Source organism: Microvirga puerhi, assembly GCF_020089865.1.
Taxonomy (GTDB): domain Bacteria; phylum Pseudomonadota; class Alphaproteobacteria; order Rhizobiales; family Beijerinckiaceae; genus Microvirga; species Microvirga puerhi.
The window spans coordinates 48,581-69,496 of sequence record NZ_JAIRBM010000019.1 but is presented as its reverse complement, the minus strand read 5'-3'; the positions used below and the strand labels follow the sequence as shown (position 1 = coordinate 69,496).

The 20,916-nt window shown below is 55.1% G+C and carries 16 protein-coding genes; 7 read left to right on the top strand and 9 right to left on the bottom strand.

Translation table 11 applies throughout. The features are described from left to right. The first annotated feature begins 17 nt into the window (after window positions 1–17). A complete protein-coding gene (locus K9B37_RS20005; protein WP_224315298.1) occupies window positions 18–2,429 on the top strand; it encodes a PIG-L family deacetylase in 2,412 nt (803 codons plus the stop codon). 26 nt (window positions 2,430–2,455) lie between these two features. On the opposite strand, the gene K9B37_RS20000 is transcribed toward K9B37_RS20005, so the two are convergent. The 6 genes from K9B37_RS20000 to argE form a co-directional block, all read right to left on the bottom strand. Then, entirely contained in the window at window positions 2,456–3,457 is a 1,002-nt protein-coding gene (locus K9B37_RS20000; RefSeq protein ID WP_224315297.1) for an ABC transporter ATP-binding protein, read from the bottom strand. After that, window positions 3,454–4,446: an ABC transporter ATP-binding protein gene (locus tag K9B37_RS19995; protein WP_224315296.1), complete on the bottom strand. Its 993-nt coding sequence runs from the start codon at window positions 4,444–4,446 to the stop codon at window positions 3,454–3,456. The genes K9B37_RS20000 and K9B37_RS19995 overlap by 4 nt, the downstream gene beginning before the upstream one ends. 11 nt (window positions 4,447–4,457) lie before the next feature. Then, entirely contained in the window at window positions 4,458–5,414 is a 957-nt protein-coding gene (locus K9B37_RS19990; RefSeq protein WP_224315295.1) for an ABC transporter permease, read from the bottom strand. 10 nt (window positions 5,415–5,424) lie between these two features. Continuing rightward, window positions 5,425–6,408: an ABC transporter permease gene (locus K9B37_RS19985; RefSeq protein ID WP_224315294.1), complete on the bottom strand. Its 984-nt coding sequence runs from the start codon at window positions 6,406–6,408 to the stop codon at window positions 5,425–5,427. A 110-nt stretch (window positions 6,409–6,518) separates the two neighbouring features. Continuing rightward, entirely contained in the window at window positions 6,519–8,066 is a 1,548-nt protein-coding gene (locus tag K9B37_RS19980) for an ABC transporter substrate-binding protein (RefSeq protein ID WP_439651767.1), read from the bottom strand. A gap of 204 nt (window positions 8,067–8,270) precedes the next feature. Further along, window positions 8,271–9,425 (bottom strand): acetylornithine deacetylase, encoded by a 1,155-nt coding sequence (gene argE, locus K9B37_RS19975; protein WP_224315292.1) that lies wholly within the window; start codon window positions 9,423–9,425, stop codon window positions 8,271–8,273. A gap of 140 nt (window positions 9,426–9,565) precedes the next feature. On the opposite strand from argE, the gene K9B37_RS19970 reads away from it, so the two are divergent. The 3 genes from K9B37_RS19970 to K9B37_RS19960 are packed head-to-tail and all read left to right on the top strand — an operon-like array spanning window position 9,566 to window position 11,724. Further along, window positions 9,566–9,946: a RidA family protein gene (locus tag K9B37_RS19970; protein WP_224315291.1), complete on the top strand. Its 381-nt coding sequence runs from the start codon at window positions 9,566–9,568 to the stop codon at window positions 9,944–9,946. Between the two features lie 13 nt (window positions 9,947–9,959). Further along, entirely contained in the window at window positions 9,960–10,928 is a 969-nt protein-coding gene (locus tag K9B37_RS19965) for a threonine ammonia-lyase (RefSeq protein WP_224315290.1), read from the top strand. 31 nt (window positions 10,929–10,959) lie between these two features. Continuing rightward, a complete protein-coding gene (locus tag K9B37_RS19960; protein WP_224315289.1) occupies window positions 10,960–11,724 on the top strand; it encodes an LOG family protein in 765 nt (254 codons plus the stop codon). 200 nt (window positions 11,725–11,924) lie between these two features. On the opposite strand, the gene K9B37_RS19955 is transcribed toward K9B37_RS19960, so the two are convergent. Together K9B37_RS19955 and K9B37_RS19950 are read right to left on the bottom strand one after the other, a co-directional pair. Continuing rightward, a complete protein-coding gene (locus tag K9B37_RS19955) occupies window positions 11,925–12,695 on the bottom strand; it encodes an SDR family oxidoreductase (RefSeq protein WP_224315288.1) in 771 nt (256 codons plus the stop codon). 707 nt (window positions 12,696–13,402) lie between these two features. After that, window positions 13,403–13,705 carry a plasmid stabilization protein gene (locus tag K9B37_RS19950; protein WP_224315287.1) on the bottom strand — a complete coding sequence of 101 codons (303 nt, stop codon included), beginning with the start codon at window positions 13,703–13,705 and terminating at the stop codon, window positions 13,403–13,405. A 198-nt stretch (window positions 13,706–13,903) separates the two neighbouring features. On the opposite strand from K9B37_RS19950, the gene K9B37_RS19945 reads away from it, so the two are divergent. The 3 genes from K9B37_RS19945 to K9B37_RS19935 all read left to right on the top strand — a co-directional run bounded on the left by K9B37_RS19945 (window position 13,904) and on the right by K9B37_RS19935 (window position 17,850). Next, window positions 13,904–14,458 carry a peroxiredoxin gene (locus tag K9B37_RS19945; RefSeq protein WP_224315286.1) on the top strand — a complete coding sequence of 185 codons (555 nt, stop codon included), beginning with the start codon at window positions 13,904–13,906 and terminating at the stop codon, window positions 14,456–14,458. Window positions 14,459–14,465: 7 nt separating this feature from the next. Next, the gene (ahpD, locus tag K9B37_RS19940) at window positions 14,466–15,011 is read left to right on the top strand and encodes an alkylhydroperoxidase, AhpD family (protein ID WP_224315285.1); all 546 of its coding nucleotides are present in this window, start codon (window positions 14,466–14,468) and stop codon (window positions 15,009–15,011) included. Window positions 15,012–15,693: 682 nt separating this feature from the next. Then, window positions 15,694–17,850 (top strand): mechanosensitive ion channel family protein, encoded by a 2,157-nt coding sequence (locus K9B37_RS19935; protein ID WP_224315284.1) that lies wholly within the window; start codon window positions 15,694–15,696, stop codon window positions 17,848–17,850. A 295-nt stretch (window positions 17,851–18,145) separates the two neighbouring features. Here the strand turns inward: K9B37_RS19935 and ppc are convergent, their stop codons facing one another. Next, a complete protein-coding gene (gene ppc, locus K9B37_RS19930) occupies window positions 18,146–20,914 on the bottom strand; it encodes a phosphoenolpyruvate carboxylase (RefSeq protein ID WP_224315283.1) in 2,769 nt (922 codons plus the stop codon). Window positions 20,915–20,916: the final 2 nt, after the last annotated feature.

The following is a 20,916-nucleotide window of genomic DNA, read 5'->3' as shown; positions in this document are numbered from 1 at the left end:
AGAGAAAGGGAGCTCTCATGCTGTCACATCATGAACGTATCGCCCAAGAAATGTCTGATCCGGCACTTGTCCGCCTCCATAGAAAATTGGAACGCCTTTCTTCAGTCCTCACCGTCATGAACACTGGTGCTCATCCAGACGACGAGGCGAACGGCATGCTTGCTGCTCTGCGCTTTGGCCTCGGTATGCGGATCGTTGTCGCGTGTTCGACTCGTGGCGAGGGCGGACAGAATGCTCTCGGTCCAGAGCGCGGCGGCGCTCTTGGTGTACTTCGAACACGGGAGATGGAGGAGGCTGCAAGAATCCTCGACGCGGATGTCGTCTGGCTCGGTCATGGCCCTGACGATCCTGTCCACGATTTCGGATTTTCGAAGAGCGGCGACGATACACTCGCTCGGTGGGGCGAGAATCGCATCATAGAACGTCTCGTGCGAGCCTACCGAGCGGAAAGGCCGGATATTGTCATTCCGACTTTTCTGGATGTGCCAGGCCAGCACGGCCATCATAGGGCCATGACGAGAGCCGCGGAAATTGCAGTTGGCCGGGCGGCAGATCCCAGCGCCTATCCGCATCATTTCTCGGAAGGGCTTCGGACATGGCAGGTGGCGAAATTCTATCTGCCGGCATGGTCCGGAGGAGGTGCTACATATGATGACGAAGTAGACCCTCCAGAAGCCACTGTCATCATCAGGACTCCTGGAAATGATATTGCAACGGGAGCGCCTTTTGCTCGAATCGGCGAGTGGTCACGGACCGCGCATCTTTCCCAAGGCATGGGGATTTGGCTCGAGCATCCGAAACGCGCATGGCCCCTCCACCTTTTGAAGGCCTACCATCTACCATCAGAGGAAAAGGATATCCGAAGTGGGCTAAAGGCAACAGTCGGTGCGCTTGCCGCCACAGAGAACTTGCCTCCTTCGATAGCCGACCTTCTCTTGTCCGCTCAACAAGATATCGAGCGCGCTCAGACCGCGTTCCCAAACCGGCAGGCCATTCTGGGGGCCGCCCTCTCGGCCGCCGAAGCTATCACCCGGGCACGAGCTGAATGCGATGAAATCTCGTATGATGATATCGGATATCGTCTAGCACGAAAGCAGCAGGAGCTCGATCTAGTTATCTGCGAAGTCAGTGGCTTGTATACTAGAGCCTGGACCGATACAGCTACCGCACCTCCAGGAGGCGCGATGCGGCTTCACGTGTATGCAGAAAGCTCGCCAGCAGACATCACAGTGAGGCCGATCCTCTCCGAACACATTTCGGTGCTTAGCGAGAGGACAGAGAATGGCCAGGTTATTTTCGACCTCGCTGTATCCAGCGATGCAACAATCTCCAATCCCTATCCCCCCTATTATCGAGCACTTGGAGGAAACGGTGATATCGCCATCGCCGTTACGACATGGACCGGCTCACGGCCGGTCCAAACTATTGTCGACCTTGAGGAGCCGTTCCGCATCACTCCCCAATACATTGCATCAGTAGATCCCGAAGCATTCATCGTCAGTGTTCGTGAGCCAGTGCATCAACTGCGAGCTAGGATCTCCATCGAGCGCAACGGTCGCACGGCGCTTCCTGAGTTTACTCGCCCAGAGAATTGGAAGATCGGAAGGGATGAGGGCGACATTCTGGTCACGCCACCCGCTCATCTGAAGCCAGGGCGATATCATTTTAACGCTCAGGTCGATAATCATCCGGTCTATAGCGCAGATCCGATCGCCTACCCACACATCGGTCGCACACTCTTTCCCCGAACTCAGCGAATCGAGGTTCTGGCACTTGATCTTGCGCTGCCCTTAGGCGTTCGTATTGGCTATATTGGAAGCGGCAATGATCGTGTCGGGCTTTGGCTCGAACGTATGGGCCTTGAAGTTGTCGAACTCACTGACAATGATCTGAACGGAGATCTTTCCGTATATACGACGATCGTTGTCGGGATCTTTGCCTTTGGCAAGCGACAGGGTCTGTCGACCTCGGCCCAGCGGCTTCGAGACTTCGTCGAGGCCGGGGGCCATCTGGTCACGCTCTATCATAAGCCGACTGACAATTGGGATCCATCGTCAACGCCGCCGCGCTTTGTCGAGATCGGCTCTCCATCCGTACGCTGGCGTGTAACGGACCCCAATGCCACAGTGAATGTATTAGCACCAGAGCATCCCCTTCTTCTCGGTCCTAACAAAATAGGTCCCGATGATTGGAAGGGTTGGGACAAGGAACGCGGCATCTATTTCGCAGCGCGTTGGGACAACGCGTATATGCCTCTACTGGTAATGAATGATCCGCAAGAAGCTCCGCTTTCAGGCGCGCTCATCTCTGGTTCGATCGGCAGCGGTCGCCATACTCACGTAAGCCTCGTTCTCCATCATCAGCTTGATAGGCTGGTCCCTGGTGCTTTCCGTCTTCTAGCCAATCTCGTGCAACCAGCACGACGGTGAGGAAGGTTAAATCCTTGGCTCACCTTTCATACCATAAGAGATGGAAGACGCCCTTCATGAGAAGCGTGACAAGCAACACCATTCACTAAAAGCGGCACCTCGGCACGGCATCTTTCATTTGCAAACGGACAGCGTGGATTGAACGTGCATCCCGTTGGTGGACTGATAGGGTTGGGGATTTCACCGCGAACCGGCACTCGCTGCCGACCGATCATATCCGTGTCCGGAACAGCATCCAAAAGCATCTGGGTATAGGGGTGCTTTGGACGGTTGAACAACTCATGCCCCTCCGCAATCTCGACGATGCGCCCGAGATACATGACTCCAATCCGTGTGGCCATGTGCCTGACGACGGCCAGGTTGTGACTGATGAAAAGGTATGTCAGTCCAAATTGATCCTGCAGATCGCGCATCAGATTCAGAATTTGCGCTTGAACTGAAACATCGAGCGCCGACGTCGGCTCGTCGCAGACAATAAACTCCGCATTCGACGCCAGCGCTCGAGCAATCGCGATCCGTTGCCGTTGACCACCGGAAAATTCATGCGGGAACTTTGCACTATCCGCGGGGTGAAGGCCTACGAGGGAGAGGAGTTCGTCAACCCGAATGCGAATATCTCGCTGACCTCTAATAATATCGAAGGCGCGAATAGGCTCCGCGATGATTTCTGATACACGCCAGCGCGGATTGAGGCTGGCATATGGATCCTGAAAGATCATCTGAATCTTGCGACGCAGTCTCCGCCGCTCGTCGTTCGCTTCTCGGCCGACCATGGGAACACCACTGATCGTCACGCCCCCTTCGCTCGGAGAGAGAAGGCCAACGATCATTCGAGCGGCCGTCGACTTTCCGGAACCGGACTCTCCTACGAGTGCAAAGGTTTCACCCCTAACGATCTCGAAGGATACTCCGTCGACCGCTTTAAGAATTTGACGCTTCTCTCCTTCAAGTATGCGATTCAACCACGGTTTAGATACGTCAAAAACTCGCCGCAGGTTCTTGACCCCAAGATAATGTTCCTCCGTCACGCCACGCCCTCCAACGGCATTGGAGGAGAATCATAGAGATGACACGCAACAGGGTGCTTTTCGCGGGCGATAGGCTTTGGCTTCTCGCGCTGACACCTTGCGAAGGCAGAGGGGCAGCGCGGATTGAAGGAACATCCTGGTGGAATCGCGGAAAGTCTCGGCATGGATCCTGGGATCTGCGTTAGACGCTGAGTATCTCCCTGGAGTGTGGGAATAGCTCCCATTAGACCTTGAGCATATGGATGAAGTGGTCGTCGAACAACTTCGTGGACTGGGCCAATCTCCGCAATACGCCCAGCATACATGACGGCGACGCGGTCTGCTGTTTCGGCAATAATACCCATGTCGTGGGTAACAAGCATGATGGCAGCACCATGTTGATGGCCGAGACGCTTCAACAGCGAAATAATTTGGGCCTGAACCGAAACATCCAGTGCTGTAGTCGGTTCGTCTGCGATGATCAGTTCCGGTTCGACGCAAATTGCAAGAGCAATCACTACTCTCTGACGCATGCCGCCGGAAAATTCGTGAGGATAGCTATCGATCCGGCGGTCCGGTGCTGGAATCCCCACTTCAGCCAATAGGTCAATCGCTCGCTTACGGGCGCTTGACGCCGACAGGCTTGTATGGGTCCGTATTGTCTCGATAAGTTGTTCTCCAACCGTATAGAGCGGATTGAGGCTGGTCAGTGGGTCCTGAAAAATCATCCCAATCCGCTTACCGCGAACTTTGCGCATCTCATCGGGCGGCAGATGGTCAATTCTCTTGCCAGCAAACAGAATTTCGCCTCCTGCGATCCTCCCAGGGGGATCGATCAGACCAATCACGGCAGATCCTGTTACCGATTTACCAGCTCCGGACTCACCAACAACGCCCAGGACCTCACCACGGCCGATATCGAAGGAGATCCCATCGATAGCTTTGAGGGTTCCACGTCTGGTAACAAACTCAACCCTGAGATCTCGAACGGAAAGGACAGGATTTTCCACGCTTTAGTCTCCTACCGCAATTTCGGATTGAGCGCATCGCGCAACCAATCGCCAAGCAGATTGATAGCAAGCACCAGTGCGGCGAGGGAGAAACCAGGAAATGCGACGATCCACCATTCACCGGAGAAGAGATAATTGTTACCAATCCGGATCAGAGTTCCGAGCGACGGCATCGTCTCTGGCATTCCAGTGCCTAGGAAGGATAGGGTCGCCTCCGTGATAATCGCGAGTGCGAGGTTAATTGTTGCAATGACGAGAACGGGACCCGTCACGTTCGGCAAGATATGCTTGATGAGAATGGCGTTCGCCGGTCGACCAATCAGCTTCGCAGCAGCAACGTAGTCCTTGTTCTTCTCGACGAGAACGGAGCCTCGGACAGTTCTGGCATATTGAACCCAGAAGCTCAAACCTATGGACAAGACAAGAACAGAAAGTGTCGTTCCGGCATCAAGGCTGCTTCCCAGCATCGATTTGACGATGCCATCGATCAGAAGGGCAATGAGGATGGCTGGAAAGGTGAGTTGAATATCAGCGATCCGCATAATGAGTGTATCGACGATTCCTCCAAAGTAGCCTGCGATCAGACCAAGCGTGATGCCAAGCGCTGCTGAGAAAGCAACGCCCAAGAATCCGACAAGGAGAGAGATACGCAGACCATAGAGAATTGCAGAAAGTATGTCCCTCCCCTGTTCATCCGTGCCCAGGACAAACGGTATCTGGCCCTCGCTTTCCCACACGGGAGGAAGTCGACTATTGAGAAGCTCAAGCTGAGCCGGATCAAACGGATTTTGTGGAGAGAGAACACCCGCCAACAGGGCAGCAAAGAGAAAAAATAACGTTAATGCAGCAGCAGCTATCGTCAATTTGGACCGTTTAAAGCTTGCCCAAATATCGCTGTCGCGGAAGCGATCCAGCAGCGAGCGCGGCAGCGTCTCTACATGAAGGGAAACTCGCGGATTCGTACTCATGCAAATCCTCCTACGTGGTGGCCTGCCGAATAGTCGACCTAAGGCGAGGATCGACAATCGTGTAGAGGATATCGACGGCCAGATTGATGAGCACGAAGATCAGCGCCACCAGCATCAGATAGGCGGCCATGATTGGAATATCGACATTTTGGACAGCTTGAACGAAAAGAAGTCCCATGCCGGGCCACTGAAATACTGTCTCCGTAATGATCGAGAAGGCGATCACTGATCCCAACTGAAGGCCGACAATCGTAATTACAGGAATCAGTGTGTTCTTTAGAGCATGGCCGAAATGAATAGACCGCGTCGTAAGTCCACGGGCACGCGCAAACTTGATATAATCGGTACGCAGAACCTCTAGCATCTCAGCACGGACAATGCGCATGATGAGTGTCATCTGAAAGAGCCCAAGGGTAATGGAGGGCATGATCAGAGCCAGCAGACCTGACGATGTAAAGAATCCTGTCGACCACCATCCAATCTGAATGGTATCTCCTCTGCCATAGGATGGCAGCCAGCCCAACGTAACGGCAAAAAGATAAATCAACAGGATTCCGATCAAGAAGGTAGGCAGTGAAATGCCGATGAGGGAGAGCGTCTGAAATAGCTTCGTCAGAACACTGTCCCGCTTCAAACCAGAATAGACCCCCATCAGAATCCCGAACACAACAGCGAAGACCGTCGCACAGAAAGCTAACTCCAGAGTAGCTGGCATGCGTTCCGCAAGAAGGTCTGAGACCGGCTGGCGAAATTGATAGGAGACACCGAAGTTGCCATGAGCCGCGCTGGCAAGATAGCGCGTAAATTGAATTGGAACAGGATCATTCAGCCCGAGGGATCGCCGCACCTCTTCGCGCTGTGCAGCTGGCGTATCGATCGAGACGATCTGATTCACCGGATCTCCTGCGAAGCGAAACATCGAGAACGCGATAATCCCGACAGCGAAGAGAACGCCGATGGCTTGGAAAAAACGGCGGATGATAAAGGCAAGCATCGATACGGCTCGTAATCCCGCTCTAGTAGGCAGAAACGCTGTCCTGCCTTTCCAATGAAGGTATCCTGGACGCTGTCGACGTAGCGCCCAGGATCGCGGTCAGGTACGGATCACTCCTTGTGCGCCCAGTACAGCAGCACGGAATTGTCTGCGCGCTGGCTGAGCTTCACCTTTTTAGATATGCCCCACGCCAGCGACTGCTGGTGAAGCGGGATATAGCCATACTCGCTGGTCGTGATCTGGAATGCCTCCTTGATCATCTGGTCTCGCTTGGCCTTGTCGTTCTCGACAAGGATTTTGTCCGACAGCTCATCGTGCTTCTTGTTGCAGTAATTGCCAAGGTTGGACTCGCCACGAGATGAATTCGGGTTATCACGGCAGCCTTCGATATCGAAGAGCACATTATGGCTGTCGAATGTCCCTGGTGTCCAACCGAGGAGATAGAAGGACGTCTGATAGTTCCCCGACTTCAGTACCTTTCCGAAGTACTGCGCCTTCGGCTGGGCCAGAAGATTGACCTTGACGCCGGCACGGGCAAGCATGCCGACGACCGCTTGGCAGATCGCCTCGTCATTGACATACCGGTCGTTAGGGCAATCCATTCCAACTTCAAGGCCATTGGGATAGCCGGCTTCCGCGAGCAGTTTCTTGGCAGCATCAGGGTCATATTTTGGGCGTTGGAAATCCTTTGCATATGTAAAGAGTTCCGGCGCGATCATGAGGGCCGAGGGCGTCGACATACCACGCATGACACGGGACTTGATCGTCTCGATATCGATCGCCTTGAAGAAAGCTTCACGAACCTTTGCGTCCTTGAACGGATTCTTGCCTTTCACATTCGAATAGAGCAACTCGTCGCGGGTTTGATCGAAGCCCAGGAAGATCGTACGCAATTCTGGACCGGTAAGGACCTGTGCATTCGGACTGCTGTTGACGCGCTGGATATCCTGCAGCGGAACTGGTTCAATGACATCGACCTCGCCAGAGAGAAGCGCTGCAACGCGGGTCGCATCGGATTTGATGGGGGTAAACACGATCTCATCGAGATTGTGTTCGGCTTTTCCCCACCAGTCAGGATTCTTCTTGAAGACCGTCTTCACGCCGGGCTGATGGCTTTCGATTTTAAAGGGGCCAGTACCGTTGGCATTCAGAGAAGAATAGCTCGGGCTCGTCGCAGCCGCCGGCGTCGGCGCAGCCGCGTTGTTAGCCTCACTCCATTCCTTGTCCATGATGTACCACGTGTCCCACTGATAATTCAGGATGGGATTGGGCCTTTTGAGCTTCACATCGACCGTATAGTCATCGACCTTCACGAATTCCGCATCGCTCGGCACGCGCGTCTGGAAATTGGAGCCTTCAGCACGAACGCGATTGGCGGAGAACACAACGTCGTCCGCCGTGAAGGGGTTTCCGTTATGAAACTTGACGCCTTTGCGCAGGAAGAAACGCCACGTCAACCCATCGCTGCTGACTTCCCACTTTTCGGCAAGACCAGGCTCGACCGAAAGATCTCTTCCTCGCTTGGTCAAGCCTTCATAGACATGGCCAAGGTGGGCATTCGTCGTTGTCTCATTGAGAGTGTATGGGTCAAGCGACTTTAGGTCGCCCTGGTTCGCATATCGAAGCGTCACCGCCGTTGCCGGGAAGGCAGTCCCCATGAGAAAGGCTGCCGTCGCTGCCGCAAGGATTTTGGCTCGGATTGTCATCGTTCCTGGTTCTCCGCTGGAAGTCCCGCGTCGTTGCGCGATGTTTTATAGTTTCGGGAGGCCTAGCTTTATGCCGGTTTGCCTCCTCAGGCTGAGAGGTTAGACAGGGACAGGGCCTATGGTCTAGCCCCGTCTTAAGGTGAATAGATGCGCATTTCAGGCGGCAAGATCGGCAATGAGGCGGCGGAGAAGGCGCTCTCCGGCTTCAAACTCACTGACCTCGATGTACTCGTCCGGTTGATGGGCCTGCGCAATGTCCCCGGGCCCGCAGACGACAGTAGACCACCCGTTCTGCTGGAAGAGCCCTGCCTCGGTACCATAGGCGACGACATGGGTTCCATTGTCGCCGGTTAATCGCCGCATCAGATGCTCTGCGGTACCACGCGGCTCAGGCCTCAACCCGGGAACGTCCGATACGACCTCTACCGCCACACCCGTCCCTGGCACTACCGCCTGCATCCCTGGAATAACAGTCGTCGCTACGTATTCCTTATATCTCTCAACATAGTCCCAAGGGCTCTCGGTTGGAATGGCACGGATGTCTGTGTAGAACCAAGCAGACGACGCAACGATGTTCGCAGCACTGCCCCCTTGCATCACCCCGCAATGAAGGGTGGTGTAGGGAGGCTCGAAGGGGCTGGCTGTCTCGGCCCTTTGGCGGTTCTGCTCCATGGCATCATCGAGCCAGACGACTAGGCGCGCTGCATTCGCGATGGCACTGACCCCCTGATCAATGCGACTTGAATGAATTGCGTATCCCGTCACTTCGGTACGAAGTTGGACTGAAGCCTTGTGACCGGTGACGACAGCATGGCGAGTCGGCTCGCCCACAATCACAGCCGCAGGCATCGGAATTGCCGCGCCCATGGCACGGACCATGGAGGGAGCTCCCCGACAGGCAAGCTCTTCGTCGTAAGATAGGGCAATGTGAATCGGCCGCTTCAATCCTGCTCGGACCATATCGGGAACAAGTGCAAGAATAAGAGCATCAAAGCCCTTCATGTCCGTCGTCCCACGACCGTAGAGGCGACCATCACGCTCTGTCAGGATCCACGGATCGCTTGTCCACTCCTGTCCTTCCACGGGCACGACGTCCGTATGTCCGGAAAGGACAATTCCGCCCTCGACCTGAGGCCCGATGGTGGCATAAAGATTGGCCTTGTCTCCCGCTGGGCTCGGAACGAGGTGGCTCTCGATGCCCGCTCCTTTCAGCCAATCCCGCGCAAAATGAATAATATCGAGGTTACTGGTCGTAGATACGCTGGGAAAGGCGATCAATCGAGCCAGCATTTCACGGGGCGACAAGGACATGAAAGCAATCTCCGCGGACTCTGGTCAGCATCTTGTTCGATGGTGGTCTAGGTCAAGTCTACATTGGGCACATTTGTCCCCAAGCCGCGATTGACCCACCTAACCTATCCGAGCATGATCCGATGTCCTTGAGGCTCAACATGACATTCAGCTCGATCACTGCGCCTCGCGCCTCTCCTCCACGTGGGCCCTATTCACAGGCCACCCGCGCCGGCAATCTAATCTTCGTGTCCGGACAACTGCCACTCAACAGTGAGGGAAGCATTGTTGGCGCCGGTGATATTAAAGTTCAGACAAGAGCCGTTCTTGCGAATTTGGCCGTCATTCTCGAAGCAAGCGAGAGCTCCCTGGCCAAAGTCGTCAAGACGACCGTCTTTCTCGCGTGTCTCGATGACTTCAGGGACATGAACGAAGTCTATGCAGAGACTTTTGCGCCACCCTATCCGGCGCGCTCCACCGTCGAGGTCGCACGCTTCCCAGGTGGAATCTTGATCGAAATCGAGTGCATTGCACTTGCCTGAAGGGGGCCAATTGATGAAGTCCTTTGATGTCACGCTCTCCCATATTGAAGCTGCCCAGCGTCGAATTGGCGGGCGTGTCAGACGAACCCCCTCGTTCGAAAGCCAGGACGTGTCTAAGCGCCTCGGGCGCCGTACTGTATTGAAGATGGAGGCCCTGCAGATTGCAGGTTCTTTCAAGGTTCGTGGTGTTTTCAACAAGCTCCTAGCGTTGCGCGAAACCGAACATGGGAGAGGCCTAGTAACCGTATCCGGCGGTAATCATGCCATCGCCCTATCTCGCGTGGCTGGCACATTGGGCATTGATGCACTTGTCCTGATGCCAAGGGTCACACCGAGCTTCAACATTGAGCTTACGAAGAAATACGGTGCTCAGATCGAGCTTTGTGATGATGCGGCAGAGGCCTTCGCCAAAGCCGAGGCTTACGCGAAAAATGGTTGGCTGTTTGTGCACCCTTACGATGACCCAGACATCATTGCCGGTCACGGTACGCTCGGGCTTGAACTCCTGGAGGACACACCCGACCTTACGCATGTCTTTATGTCGATCGGCGGCGGTGGCTTTGCAGCCGGGGTGGCAGCGGCCCTGAAGGCAAAGCGTCCGGATATGGTCGTGTATGGCGTCGAAACGGTCGGGGCGCCAACGATGACAGAGGCCCTGAAGGCCGATGCGCCGGTGACAATCCGCGCGACATCCATCGCCCGCACCCTCGGGGCGCCCTTTGCCACTGAGCGTACATTGGCAGCCGCTAAGCAGTTTCTGAGGGGTATTCTTCTAGTAGAGGATGCACCGGTCGTTGCCGATGTAAGTTGGCTCCTTCAGGCTGAGAAGATTCTCTGCGAACCAGCGGCCGCTTGCGTCCTGACAGCTGCTGGTGAGATCGCACGCTCGCTCCCTGACGATGCAGTCGTTGGGCTTGTACTTTGTGGATCCAACGTGTCTCTCAATGATGTCGCCTCCTGGCGCCAAGCAGCCTCTACCTGATTATGATACCGAGAATAAGGAGAGCCGCTTAATGGCCGAGAGAAAACTACTCAGCGCGGCACAACTTACATCCCCGTCCTATAGGCTCCCAGCTCTTGACCAAGATTTCCTCCTGAGCGACGACATGAGGGGCGTTCGCTTCCAGTTGGAATACGCGAAGGCGGAGCACTACCTTCGAGCGTGGGGTGTGCGCTCAACCATTGTCGCCTTTGGCAGCGCGCGTGTGCGTGAAGATGGCCCTGGCCGCCAAGCGTTCTGGTACAGTGAAGCGCGCGCCTTCGGAGCTCTTGCGTCGGAGAGAGGCGGGGCGAAGACGCACAATAGTGGAATTCGCGACAATGTCATCGCGACCGGCGGTGGCCCCGGACTGATGGAGGCCGCTAATCGTGGAGCAGCTGATGTCGGAGCGCCATCCATCGGGTTCAACATCACATTGCCGCATGAGCAGGAGCCGAACCCTTACTCGACTCCGGCGCTGACATTTCGATTTCATTATTTTGCAATGCGGAAGATGCATTTGGCGATGCGGGCGAACGCTCTAGTCGTATTTCCAGGCGGCTTCGGAACGCTTGACGAAATGTTTGAGATTTTGAACTTACGCCAAACCGGAAAGTCACCCGCCATTCCCATTGTTCTCTTCGACGAGAACTACTGGCGCAGCATCATTAACTTCGATGCCCTTCTAGATCACGGAATGATCGATCAGTTCGATCAGAAGCTTTTTGATTTCGCCGACAGTGCGGAAAGTGTTTGGGAGCGCCTCGTCGTAGGTGGGCTGACAGCGCATCACAGTTAGAGCATTTCCGTCGAACCGGATCCGGTTCGACGGAAATGTGGCCCAGAAGGAATTTTTACGAATAGACAGCCCGAACCGAAAGCAAGCTGTTACCCCACGCGCGCCTATCGCGACGAAGAGCAAAAGGAATCCTTATATGCTGTCGATCAAGCTACACTCGCGTATCTATTTGCTTCGATGGCCAACCTCATAGCGGAGTGTTAGGTCGCTGAGATCTGTCCACCATCGACGCGCAGGATTGAGCCCGTAATAAATGAGGCCTTCTCGCTTGCCAAGAAGACCGCTGCAGCGCCGAACTCATCGATCTCTCCATAACGTCCGGCCGGAATTCCTGCGCGGGCCGCAGTCGCGACATCCTCGACTGATCGACCGGTACGTTCTGCATTGGCTGCATCGAGCTGTTTCAACCGATCCGTAGCGATTCGCCCTGGCGCGATCGCGTTGACGGTGATGCCGAACACCGCGACTTCACTGGCAAGGGTCTTGCCCCATCCTACGAGTGCCGGGCGAATGGCGTTCGAAATGGCGAGATTCGGGATCGGCTGGATCACTCCCGACGAGATAACAGAGATGATACGTCCAAACTTACGTTCGATCATACCAGGCAGGAGATGATCGGTAAGGCGGACCAAATTGACGAACATCGCTTCAAACGAAGCTCGCCACTGTTCCGAAGAGACGCCCTGCGCTTTTCCGGGCGGGGGGCCACCACTGTTCAAGACAAGAACGTCGATTCCGCCAAAGGCAGCCGTCAGCTCTTGCGCCAAAGCATCGACCTGATCTGCGTCGCCCGTATCGCATACGAGCGGAGCTGCACCAATCTTGTCTGCTGCTGCCTTAGAACCTTCAATGGTTCTGCTCGCGATAGCAACCGATGCCCCTTCTTCCGCGAGCCCCTTGGCTATGCCGAACCCCAACCCCTTGCTGGCGCCAAGCACGAGGGCGCGTTTCCCCTTCAAGTTCGTTTCCATGTTGTCAGCTTTCCTCTTACAGACGTCCAATACGCGGCATCAGCAATTCGATACCGATAAATGTCCCTAAAGTCAGCTTGGACAGGAGCCTTCTTAGCATCGCAGACGCGATTATTCCCTGCCATTGCAAAACATATTTTCCGCGGTGAGCTCAAGGTTAGGTCGCGTTTTATTTCAGACAAGCAGCAGCGACAATCATAGGAACCGCTCGACCGTGAATAAGATCTTCTGCTTTGTGAAAGCCGATGATTCTAGCATGGCCAAGGTGGCCCCCCTATGTGTCCTGAGATGGCAAGTTCGGCAACTTCCGCAGACAGAAACGCCTCACCTTTCGAGGAAAATCGAGTTTTTACTGACCTCAAATGGCACTAGACAGATCTCCAATAGCTGAATTAGCGGGTAAGACACTCTCGAAACGGATAGACCCTCAAGGTAAGAGCATCCTTCCCCAGAGTGCAATGACCTCATTAGCTCTTCGCCTGCAATGCAAATTAAAAGTAACATAAGTCAGATGTCTTCGATTTAGATTGCAGGTCGTTTTATATAATCGGCGCCTTGGCCAGGCCATTTAAAATGGAGCAGCGAATCATAGCAGCGCGTCTATTGCGTCAACTACGAGGGAACACTTCCGCCTCTCGCGCAAACGGACCAATGTACCAAGAGACAGGCTTGATAACCTGTAGAATGGCGTGCTCCGATATGCAGGATTAGCTTGCTTTGCGCTTGCGGGTCTGAGCGGCCTTTTTGGCTGACGCAGAGCGAGCCGCTGCCGGGCGAGCTGCGGACGCTGCACCACCCCGCTTACCTCCTAGCTTGGAGGAACTATGAGTATCCTTTTTGCCACGCCCCGAGCCGCTTTTGTTGCCGCCTCCGGTCTCCTTGTTGACAGTCGCCCAAGCACGTCGCTCAGCTTCCTTTTCGGACACTCCACGACCCTCATAGGACTCTTCGATATGCTCTGCTTGGCGCTTTTGCTTGTCCGTATAGGCAGACTTTTCTCCACGAGGCATTTCGCTCTCCTGAGTGATTGATGGCCTGGGACATCCCAGCCATGCATTCCGAGTTCCAACGGATCGGTATATCCTCCAGTTCCTCGCCCCTGCGCTATATCCCAGCGGGGCGGGCCAGATCTTTTTCGGACAGGCCTGTTGACCTTTCAGCCAAGCTTTTGCATCAGTGCCCTGCCATCATTTCAAAGGAGAATTTCCATGCTCGGCATCGGTCAGAAGCTGCCCGCCTTTTCCGTCACCGGTGTGAAGCCCAAATTCAATGCGCACATCGAGAGCGGGGAGAGCGCCTTCGAAACGATTACGGACGCAAGCTTCCCAGGCAAATGGAAAGTTATCTTCTTCTACCCCAAGGATTTTACCTTCGTTTGCCCGACGGAAATTGCTGAATTCGCTCGTCTGGCCGGCGAATTTGCTGATCGTGATGCCGTCGTTCTGGGCGGCTCGACGGATAATGAGTTTGTGAAGCTCGCTTGGCGCCGCGATCACCGAGATCTGGACCGTCTTCCCATCTGGCAGTTTGCCGACACCAATGGCTCGCTCGTCGATGGCTTGGGCGTCCGCGCCCCTGATGGCGTCGCGTATCGCTACACTTTTGTGGTCGATCCCGACAATACGATCCAGCATGTCTACGCGACCAATCTGAATGTCGGTCGCAATCCCAAGGATACGTTACGAGTCCTCGACGCGTTGCAGACCGATGAACTCTGCCCCTGCAATCGGGAAGTTGGCGGCGAAACGCTGAAGGCGGCATAAGAACACCATGTCGATCGAAAGCCTCAAAGAGAAACTACCTGCCTTTGCCAAGGACATTCGCCTGAATTTGTCCACTCTCTCGACGGACGACAGCCTCTCTCCTCAGCAAAAGTATGGGCTTTTCGTCGCCTGCGGCCTTGCAACCCGCAATAAGACCGTTGCGCAAGCCCTCGAAGCTGAGGCCAAGACCCATCTTTCGCCTCAGGCGCTGGATGCGGCCCGCGCTGCGGCCTCGATCATGGCAATGAACAACGTCTATTATCGGTTCGTGCATCTGGCCTCCAATAAGGAGTACGGAACGATGCCGGCACGACTGCGCATGAACGTGATCGGAAATCCTGGCGTCGACAAAACCGACTTTGAGCTTTGGTCGCTTGCAGTATCCGCAATCAATGGATGCGGCCTTTGCATCGACAGCCACGAGAAGATTCTGCGCGATGCGGGCGTGAGTGCGGCGGAAATCCATACGGCCGTGCGCTTCGCTGCCGTGATTCAGTCGACTGCGGTCGCTCTCGAAGCCGCTAACCAGCTGCCCTTGGTAGCAGCGGAATAGCAATCGTCTGGCGGATACGAGCCAGCTGCCTGCTTCGCATGTGCATTTATGGCTCTCCGGCGAGAAACGGAGAGCCATACTTTTTGAAACAAAGTTTCGAATGAAGAGCATTAGCGAACTAGCAGCTTAAAGACTGCAACAGCGTCATATTTTCACATCCTTTGAGGATATTGAGTTTTTGAGAAGCAGAAAGGGTTGAAAGTGTAGTGAAGCCTGCCTAAACGGGAGGCTTACTATCCTATTGATGAGGCCGGCCGTGGCTAGTCCTGTAAGAACTCGCCGATTGTTCAAGTTCGATGCTTCGGTTGTCGGCGAGGAATATGAACTTGACTTTGAGGACTTTGCCGGGCGGCGCACAAAATTAGTCTTGACCGCAGATCAGCTCCAGGAACTCACTGCTCGACTTTCGGAGCTTATGCCAAAGGTCGATCAAGGCGTGTCCTTCTCCCCCAAAATTCGTAAAGCGAGAAGTTAGCGCTTTCGAGCCCTGGGATTTCCCGGGCCATGGGCTCCAGATGTTTGACATATGACTGCCGAAACTTGCCCTTGCATTTCGGATCGACGCGCTTGGGCATCGCTCTACGACCATGAAGTTCCAGACGCGCCTCTTGCAAGTTGGCCGAAGGGGTGCGTCAACTAGAGTACCAAGGACTCGTCGTCGATAGGGCTAAGGTCTGCAGTCATGGGCGCTGACCGTCTTTTGAAGAGCATTCTACTCGCTTTGATGAGCCTAATGCTCAATTGGAGCGTATCACAAGCTGCAACGGCTAGTGCACCCGCTTCGGAGCCTCCTCCAGCCCAGGTCCAACAGCTTCTTCAACTGTTGCAGGATCCGGCCGTACGCACCTGGATCGATAAACAGCAGAGCGCGAGGACTCAGCTCCAGCCGGATGAGGCAGCATCACCTCCCGCCTCGGAAATGATGACCGAGCGGATCGCTGGCCTCAGGGAGCATCTGGTCGCTCTGGCACAGGCGGCGCCACGCTTGCCCGAAGAGCTCCGCCAGGGCCTCGCTCGGCTCATCGCGGAGCTGCAGGGCCGGAGCCTTTACGAAATTCTTGTTCTTATTGCAGCCTTTCTCATCCTTGGGGCAGGAATCGAGTGGCTTTTCGAGAAGGTGACGGCTGGCTTTCGCGAACGGTTTCTCGCGCTTCCTCGAAACACCCCAACCGAACGACTCAGAGCTGTCGCACTGCGTCTCGCCTTCAGCCTCAGCGAAGTAACGATCTTTGCACTTGGGAGCATAGGGGCGTTCCTAGCTTTTGATTGGCCTCCCATTCTAAAAGAGGTCGTTATTGCTTGCCTGATCGCCGGTGTCGCCTTGCGTCTCGCTCTCGTCGGCGGGCAATTTCTCCTTGCACCTCATTCAGAAAGTGCCACAGAAGTCGCTCATTTCCGTCTTGTTCCGACAACTGATGAAGCGGCTGTCTTCTGGTATCGACGGCTGGCTCTCTTTGTCGGGTGGTTCGCCATAGGTTGGGCAACTATTGATGTATTGCGAGCACTCGACGTCTCGCAAGCTTCCCGTGCTCTGGTCGCCTATGGTCTCGGGCTCGGCCTCCTCATGATCGCCATCAACGTCGTCTGGACTCACCCGCACTCATCCGCGGCCACCATTCCTCCCGAGCAGTCTAATCGGCACATTTCCAAGTCCGTCGTCGCAAGCTTGCTGTCCGTATGCTTCGTACTTCTCTGGGGATTATGGGTCGCTGGATTGATGCGCCTCTTCTGGCTGGGTGTCGTCGCCATTTTGCTGCCCTTGACCATTCGCATCACCGAGAGAGCTAGCCAGCACATTTTCCGCACAGGCAACGAAGTACCTCCCTCCAATGAGCCCAAGAACCTGATGGCAGTTTATCTTGACCGTGGCCTCCGCGCGCTTCTGATCACCGGCGCAGCACTATTTCTGGCTCACGTCTGGCAAATCGATCTTGTAGCAATGACCAATCAAGATACCCTGCTCAATCGACTATTGAGGGGGCTTCTTAGTAGCGTCGTAATTTTACTTGTCGCAGATCTGATCTGGCAGGTCACCAAGACATTTATTGACCGGCGGCTCGCACAGATCTCGGCGATAGCGTCTCCAGGAAGCGAAGAGGCGCTGCGGCAAGCGCGGCTTCGAACTCTTCTCCCAATCTTTCGCAGTATCATATTGGTAGTTCTTGTCGTTGTCGCAGCCCTGATGGCTCTCGCTGCACTCGGAGTAGAAATTGGACCGCTGATCGCTGGTGCCGGCATTGTCGGAGTTGCAGTCGGATTCGGTTCTCAGACCCTTGTCCGGGATGTAATCAGCGGCGTCTTCTACTTACTGGACGATGCCTTCCGTGTCGGCGAGTATATTCAAAGCGGAAATTACAAAGGAACTGTCGAATCCCTCGGCTTTCGTTCAGTGAAACTTCGACATCACAGAGGACCGATCTATACCGTTCCCTATGGCCAGCTAGGTGCCGTCGAGAACATGAGCCGTGACTGGGTCATCGACAAGATGGCGATCAACGTGACCTATGATACGGACCTTGCCAAAGCGAAACAGGTCATCAAGAAGATAGGCCGAGAACTGGCAGAAGATCCGGAATTCTCACCCTACATTCTTGAGCCTCTGAAGATGCAGGGCGTAGAGCAGTTCGGCGACTTCGCGATTCAGATTAGATTGAAGATGATGACACGCCCTGGCCAGCAATTTGCGATCCGGCGCAGGGCGAATATGCTGATCAAGAAGGCCTTTGATGACAATGGTATCAGGTTCGCCTTCCCAACCGTTCAGGTAGCGGGGCGTGAAGACGAAGTGCCGGCTGCTGCTCAGGAGGGCCTGAAACTGCTTAAACAAGCTCCGGAATGATGGAGCATTTTTCGGCGAAGTGGGTCCGGTTCGCCGTCAAAAAATGCGGCACACCAAAGAAAAGAGATGATTCCACGTGAGTGGAACCAGCTCTAGACGAAGGGACCATTTTGTCTGTGAAGATCGACCTAACGGCACAAGCCCGCATTGAACCCTTCAAGGCGCTCTCGCTCCGCCTCCGAGTCGCGACTAAAACATCGGACGTGAATCCGTATTCACGTCCGATGTTTTAATCTTTTGATTTTGAGCATATTTTCACGCAAAATCGGTTCCCACCACTTTTGCGTTCGATGCTCTAGCCGCTATTTCGCAGTCCGGCAGCTATTCCATTGATGGAAAGATGGATGCCTTCAACCACACGCTCGTCCGCATCTCCAGCACGGTGACGCTTCAATAATTCAACCTGCAGGTGGTTCAGTGGGTCGAGATAAGGAAAGCGGTTACGGATGGAACGAGCGAGCAAGGGATTTCGCTCGAGCAGGGCCTTCTGGCCGGTAATGGCGAGGAGCTTGCTGATGGAATCCTCCCACTCGCGACGAACTCTCGGAAAGATCGTCTCGCGCAGCTTCTCGTCCTCAACCAGTTGTGCGTAACGGGATGCGATGGCGATATTGCTCTTGGCTAGGACCATGTCCATGTTTGAAAGCAGGGCCTCGAAGAACGGCCATTCGCGATACATTTCCTGGAGTAAGGAAAGCCCTGTATCCGAATGGCTCTGAAGCCAAGCATTCACAGCAGCGCCAAACCCATACCAGCCGGGCAACATGAGACGACACTGGGCCCAGCCGAACACCCAGGGAATGGCACGCAGGTCTTCGATCCGGCGGGAATTCGTGCGTGAGGCAGGGCGGCTGCCGATGTTCAAATTTGCGATTTCACCGATAACGGTGGATTCCCAGAAGTAGCGTTCAAAGCCTTCGGTTTCGTAGACGAGACCGCGATAGGCCTGATAAGCATGGTTCGAAAGCTCCTCCATGGTCCTGAGATACTCATCGCGAGGGGCTGGCGTCCCCGTATGCAGGAGCGTCGCTTCGAGCGTCGCTGAAGCTAGAATCTCCAGATTCCGGCGTCCGAGATCGGGGTTCGAATACTTTCCAGCAATGACCTCGCCCTGCTCAGTGATACGGATTGCACCCTGCACTGCTCCGCCGGGCTGAGCCAAGATTGCCTGATAACTTGGACCACCGCCCCGGCCGACTGATCCGCCACGCCCATGGAATAGTCGTAGGGCAACCCCATGCTTGCGGAAAACTTCGACGAGCTTGATCTCTGCCTTGTAAAGTTCCCAACCGGAAGTCAGAAATCCCCCATCCTTATTGCTATCGGAATAGCCTAACATCACCTCTTGTATCTGACCGCGGCTTCGCAGCAGCTGCATATAATCTGGCATTGAAAACAGCGTTTCCATCACCTGCCCACAGCGACGTAGATCGTCGATGGTCTCAAAGAGCGGCACGATGTTAATGCTCATCTCGCCTGTGCTTGGGCGTAGGAGGCCGGCCTCCTTGAGGAGCAACGCGACTTCTAGAACGTCGGATGGGTCGCTCGCTTTCGAGATAACGTAATTGGATACCGCCGCCTGACCATACAGCGTATGCGACTTCGCGGCCTCGCGAATGATAGCGATCTCGGAAGCCGTCTCTTTGGAATAGTCGAGATAAGGCGATGTCAGAAGTCGTGGCGTGCGCAGCTCCTCTAGGAGAAATGCAATCCGATCTTTCTCTGCTCTTTGAGCATAACCTGTCCCGGGACAGGCCTTTTCGATCAGCTCAGCAACGACCCGTTCATGCACGTCAGCATTCTGACGCAGGTCGATACTTGCCAAGTGAAACCCGAATACGTCCACTGCGCGGCGAAGTTTACGCAGACGCCCTCGCGCAAGAACTCCCGAGCCATTGACCATCAAAGATCGATGCAGAATGGAAAGGTCTCCGGCAAGCTCCTCGACACTGCTGTAAGCAGGAGCTTCGCCGGCTGGATGGTGTGCCACCTCGCCGTGCCCAAGGGCCTTGGCCGTTGCCGCGAGGCGCGCATAGATCCCAGAAATCGCCCGCCGGTAAGGTTCGTCCTGGCGATGAGGGGAATGATCGGGAGAGGTATCGACCAGAGCTTGCAGTTGCTCTGAAATACTCACATAGCGCCCGTCTAAGGACAGTTCACCGCCCAGACAGTGGATTTCCTCCAGATAGAAACCGATCACCTGCCGACTTTGCAGGTGAAGCGCTTGCCGCAAGGCATCCGCAGTCACGAAGGGGTTACCGTCCCGGTCGCCGCCGATCCAGCTGCCCATACGCAGGAATGAGGGCAGTTCCTGGGTCTGCCACATAGGTTCCATGGCCGCGAGCTGATCCTCAAGCGCAGCATAGAAGCGGGGCAACTCCTGGAAGAAGGTATAATCATAATAGGAAAGGCCGTTCACGACCTCATCGATGACTTTTAGTCGGTTGCGACGCAGAATGCTGGTCTGCCAAAGGGTCAGAACGGCACGACGCAGAGCCTCTTCGCTTGCGGCAAGCTCCTCAGGAATCAAGTGTTGGCGATCTCGCTGGGCCAAGATCTGCGCCACTTCCATCTCGCGATCGATCGTACTCTTGCGTCGCACCTCAGTCGGATGAGCCGTAAGAACGGGACAGACAAGGGCGGAGGCGAAGAAGCGCTGCAGGTCCCCTTGGGTCACCCCGGCCTCTTGAGCCAATTTCAAGGCCCGCGTCATCGTCCCTTCGCGGGGCGCGGAGGCTGCCATAGCATGCGCACGTGAGCGGCGGACATGATGTTGGTCTTCCGCAATGTTGGCGAGATGGGAAAAGTAACTATAGGCCCGGATGATCTGGTTCGTTCGCCCGCGGGAAAGGCTATTCAGGGTCGTCTCAAGCTCCTGCCGAGCGATCTGATCCTCATCTCGGTGAAAGCGGATCGAGGTTTGGCGGATACGTTCTACTACATCGAATACGGCGTCCCCTTCCTGCTCGCGGATCGTATCCCCTAGAAGACGGCCAAGGAGGCGAATGTCATCGCGGAGGGGCAAATCCTTCTCTGGGGTGAGATCAGGGACAATCTGGGACATCG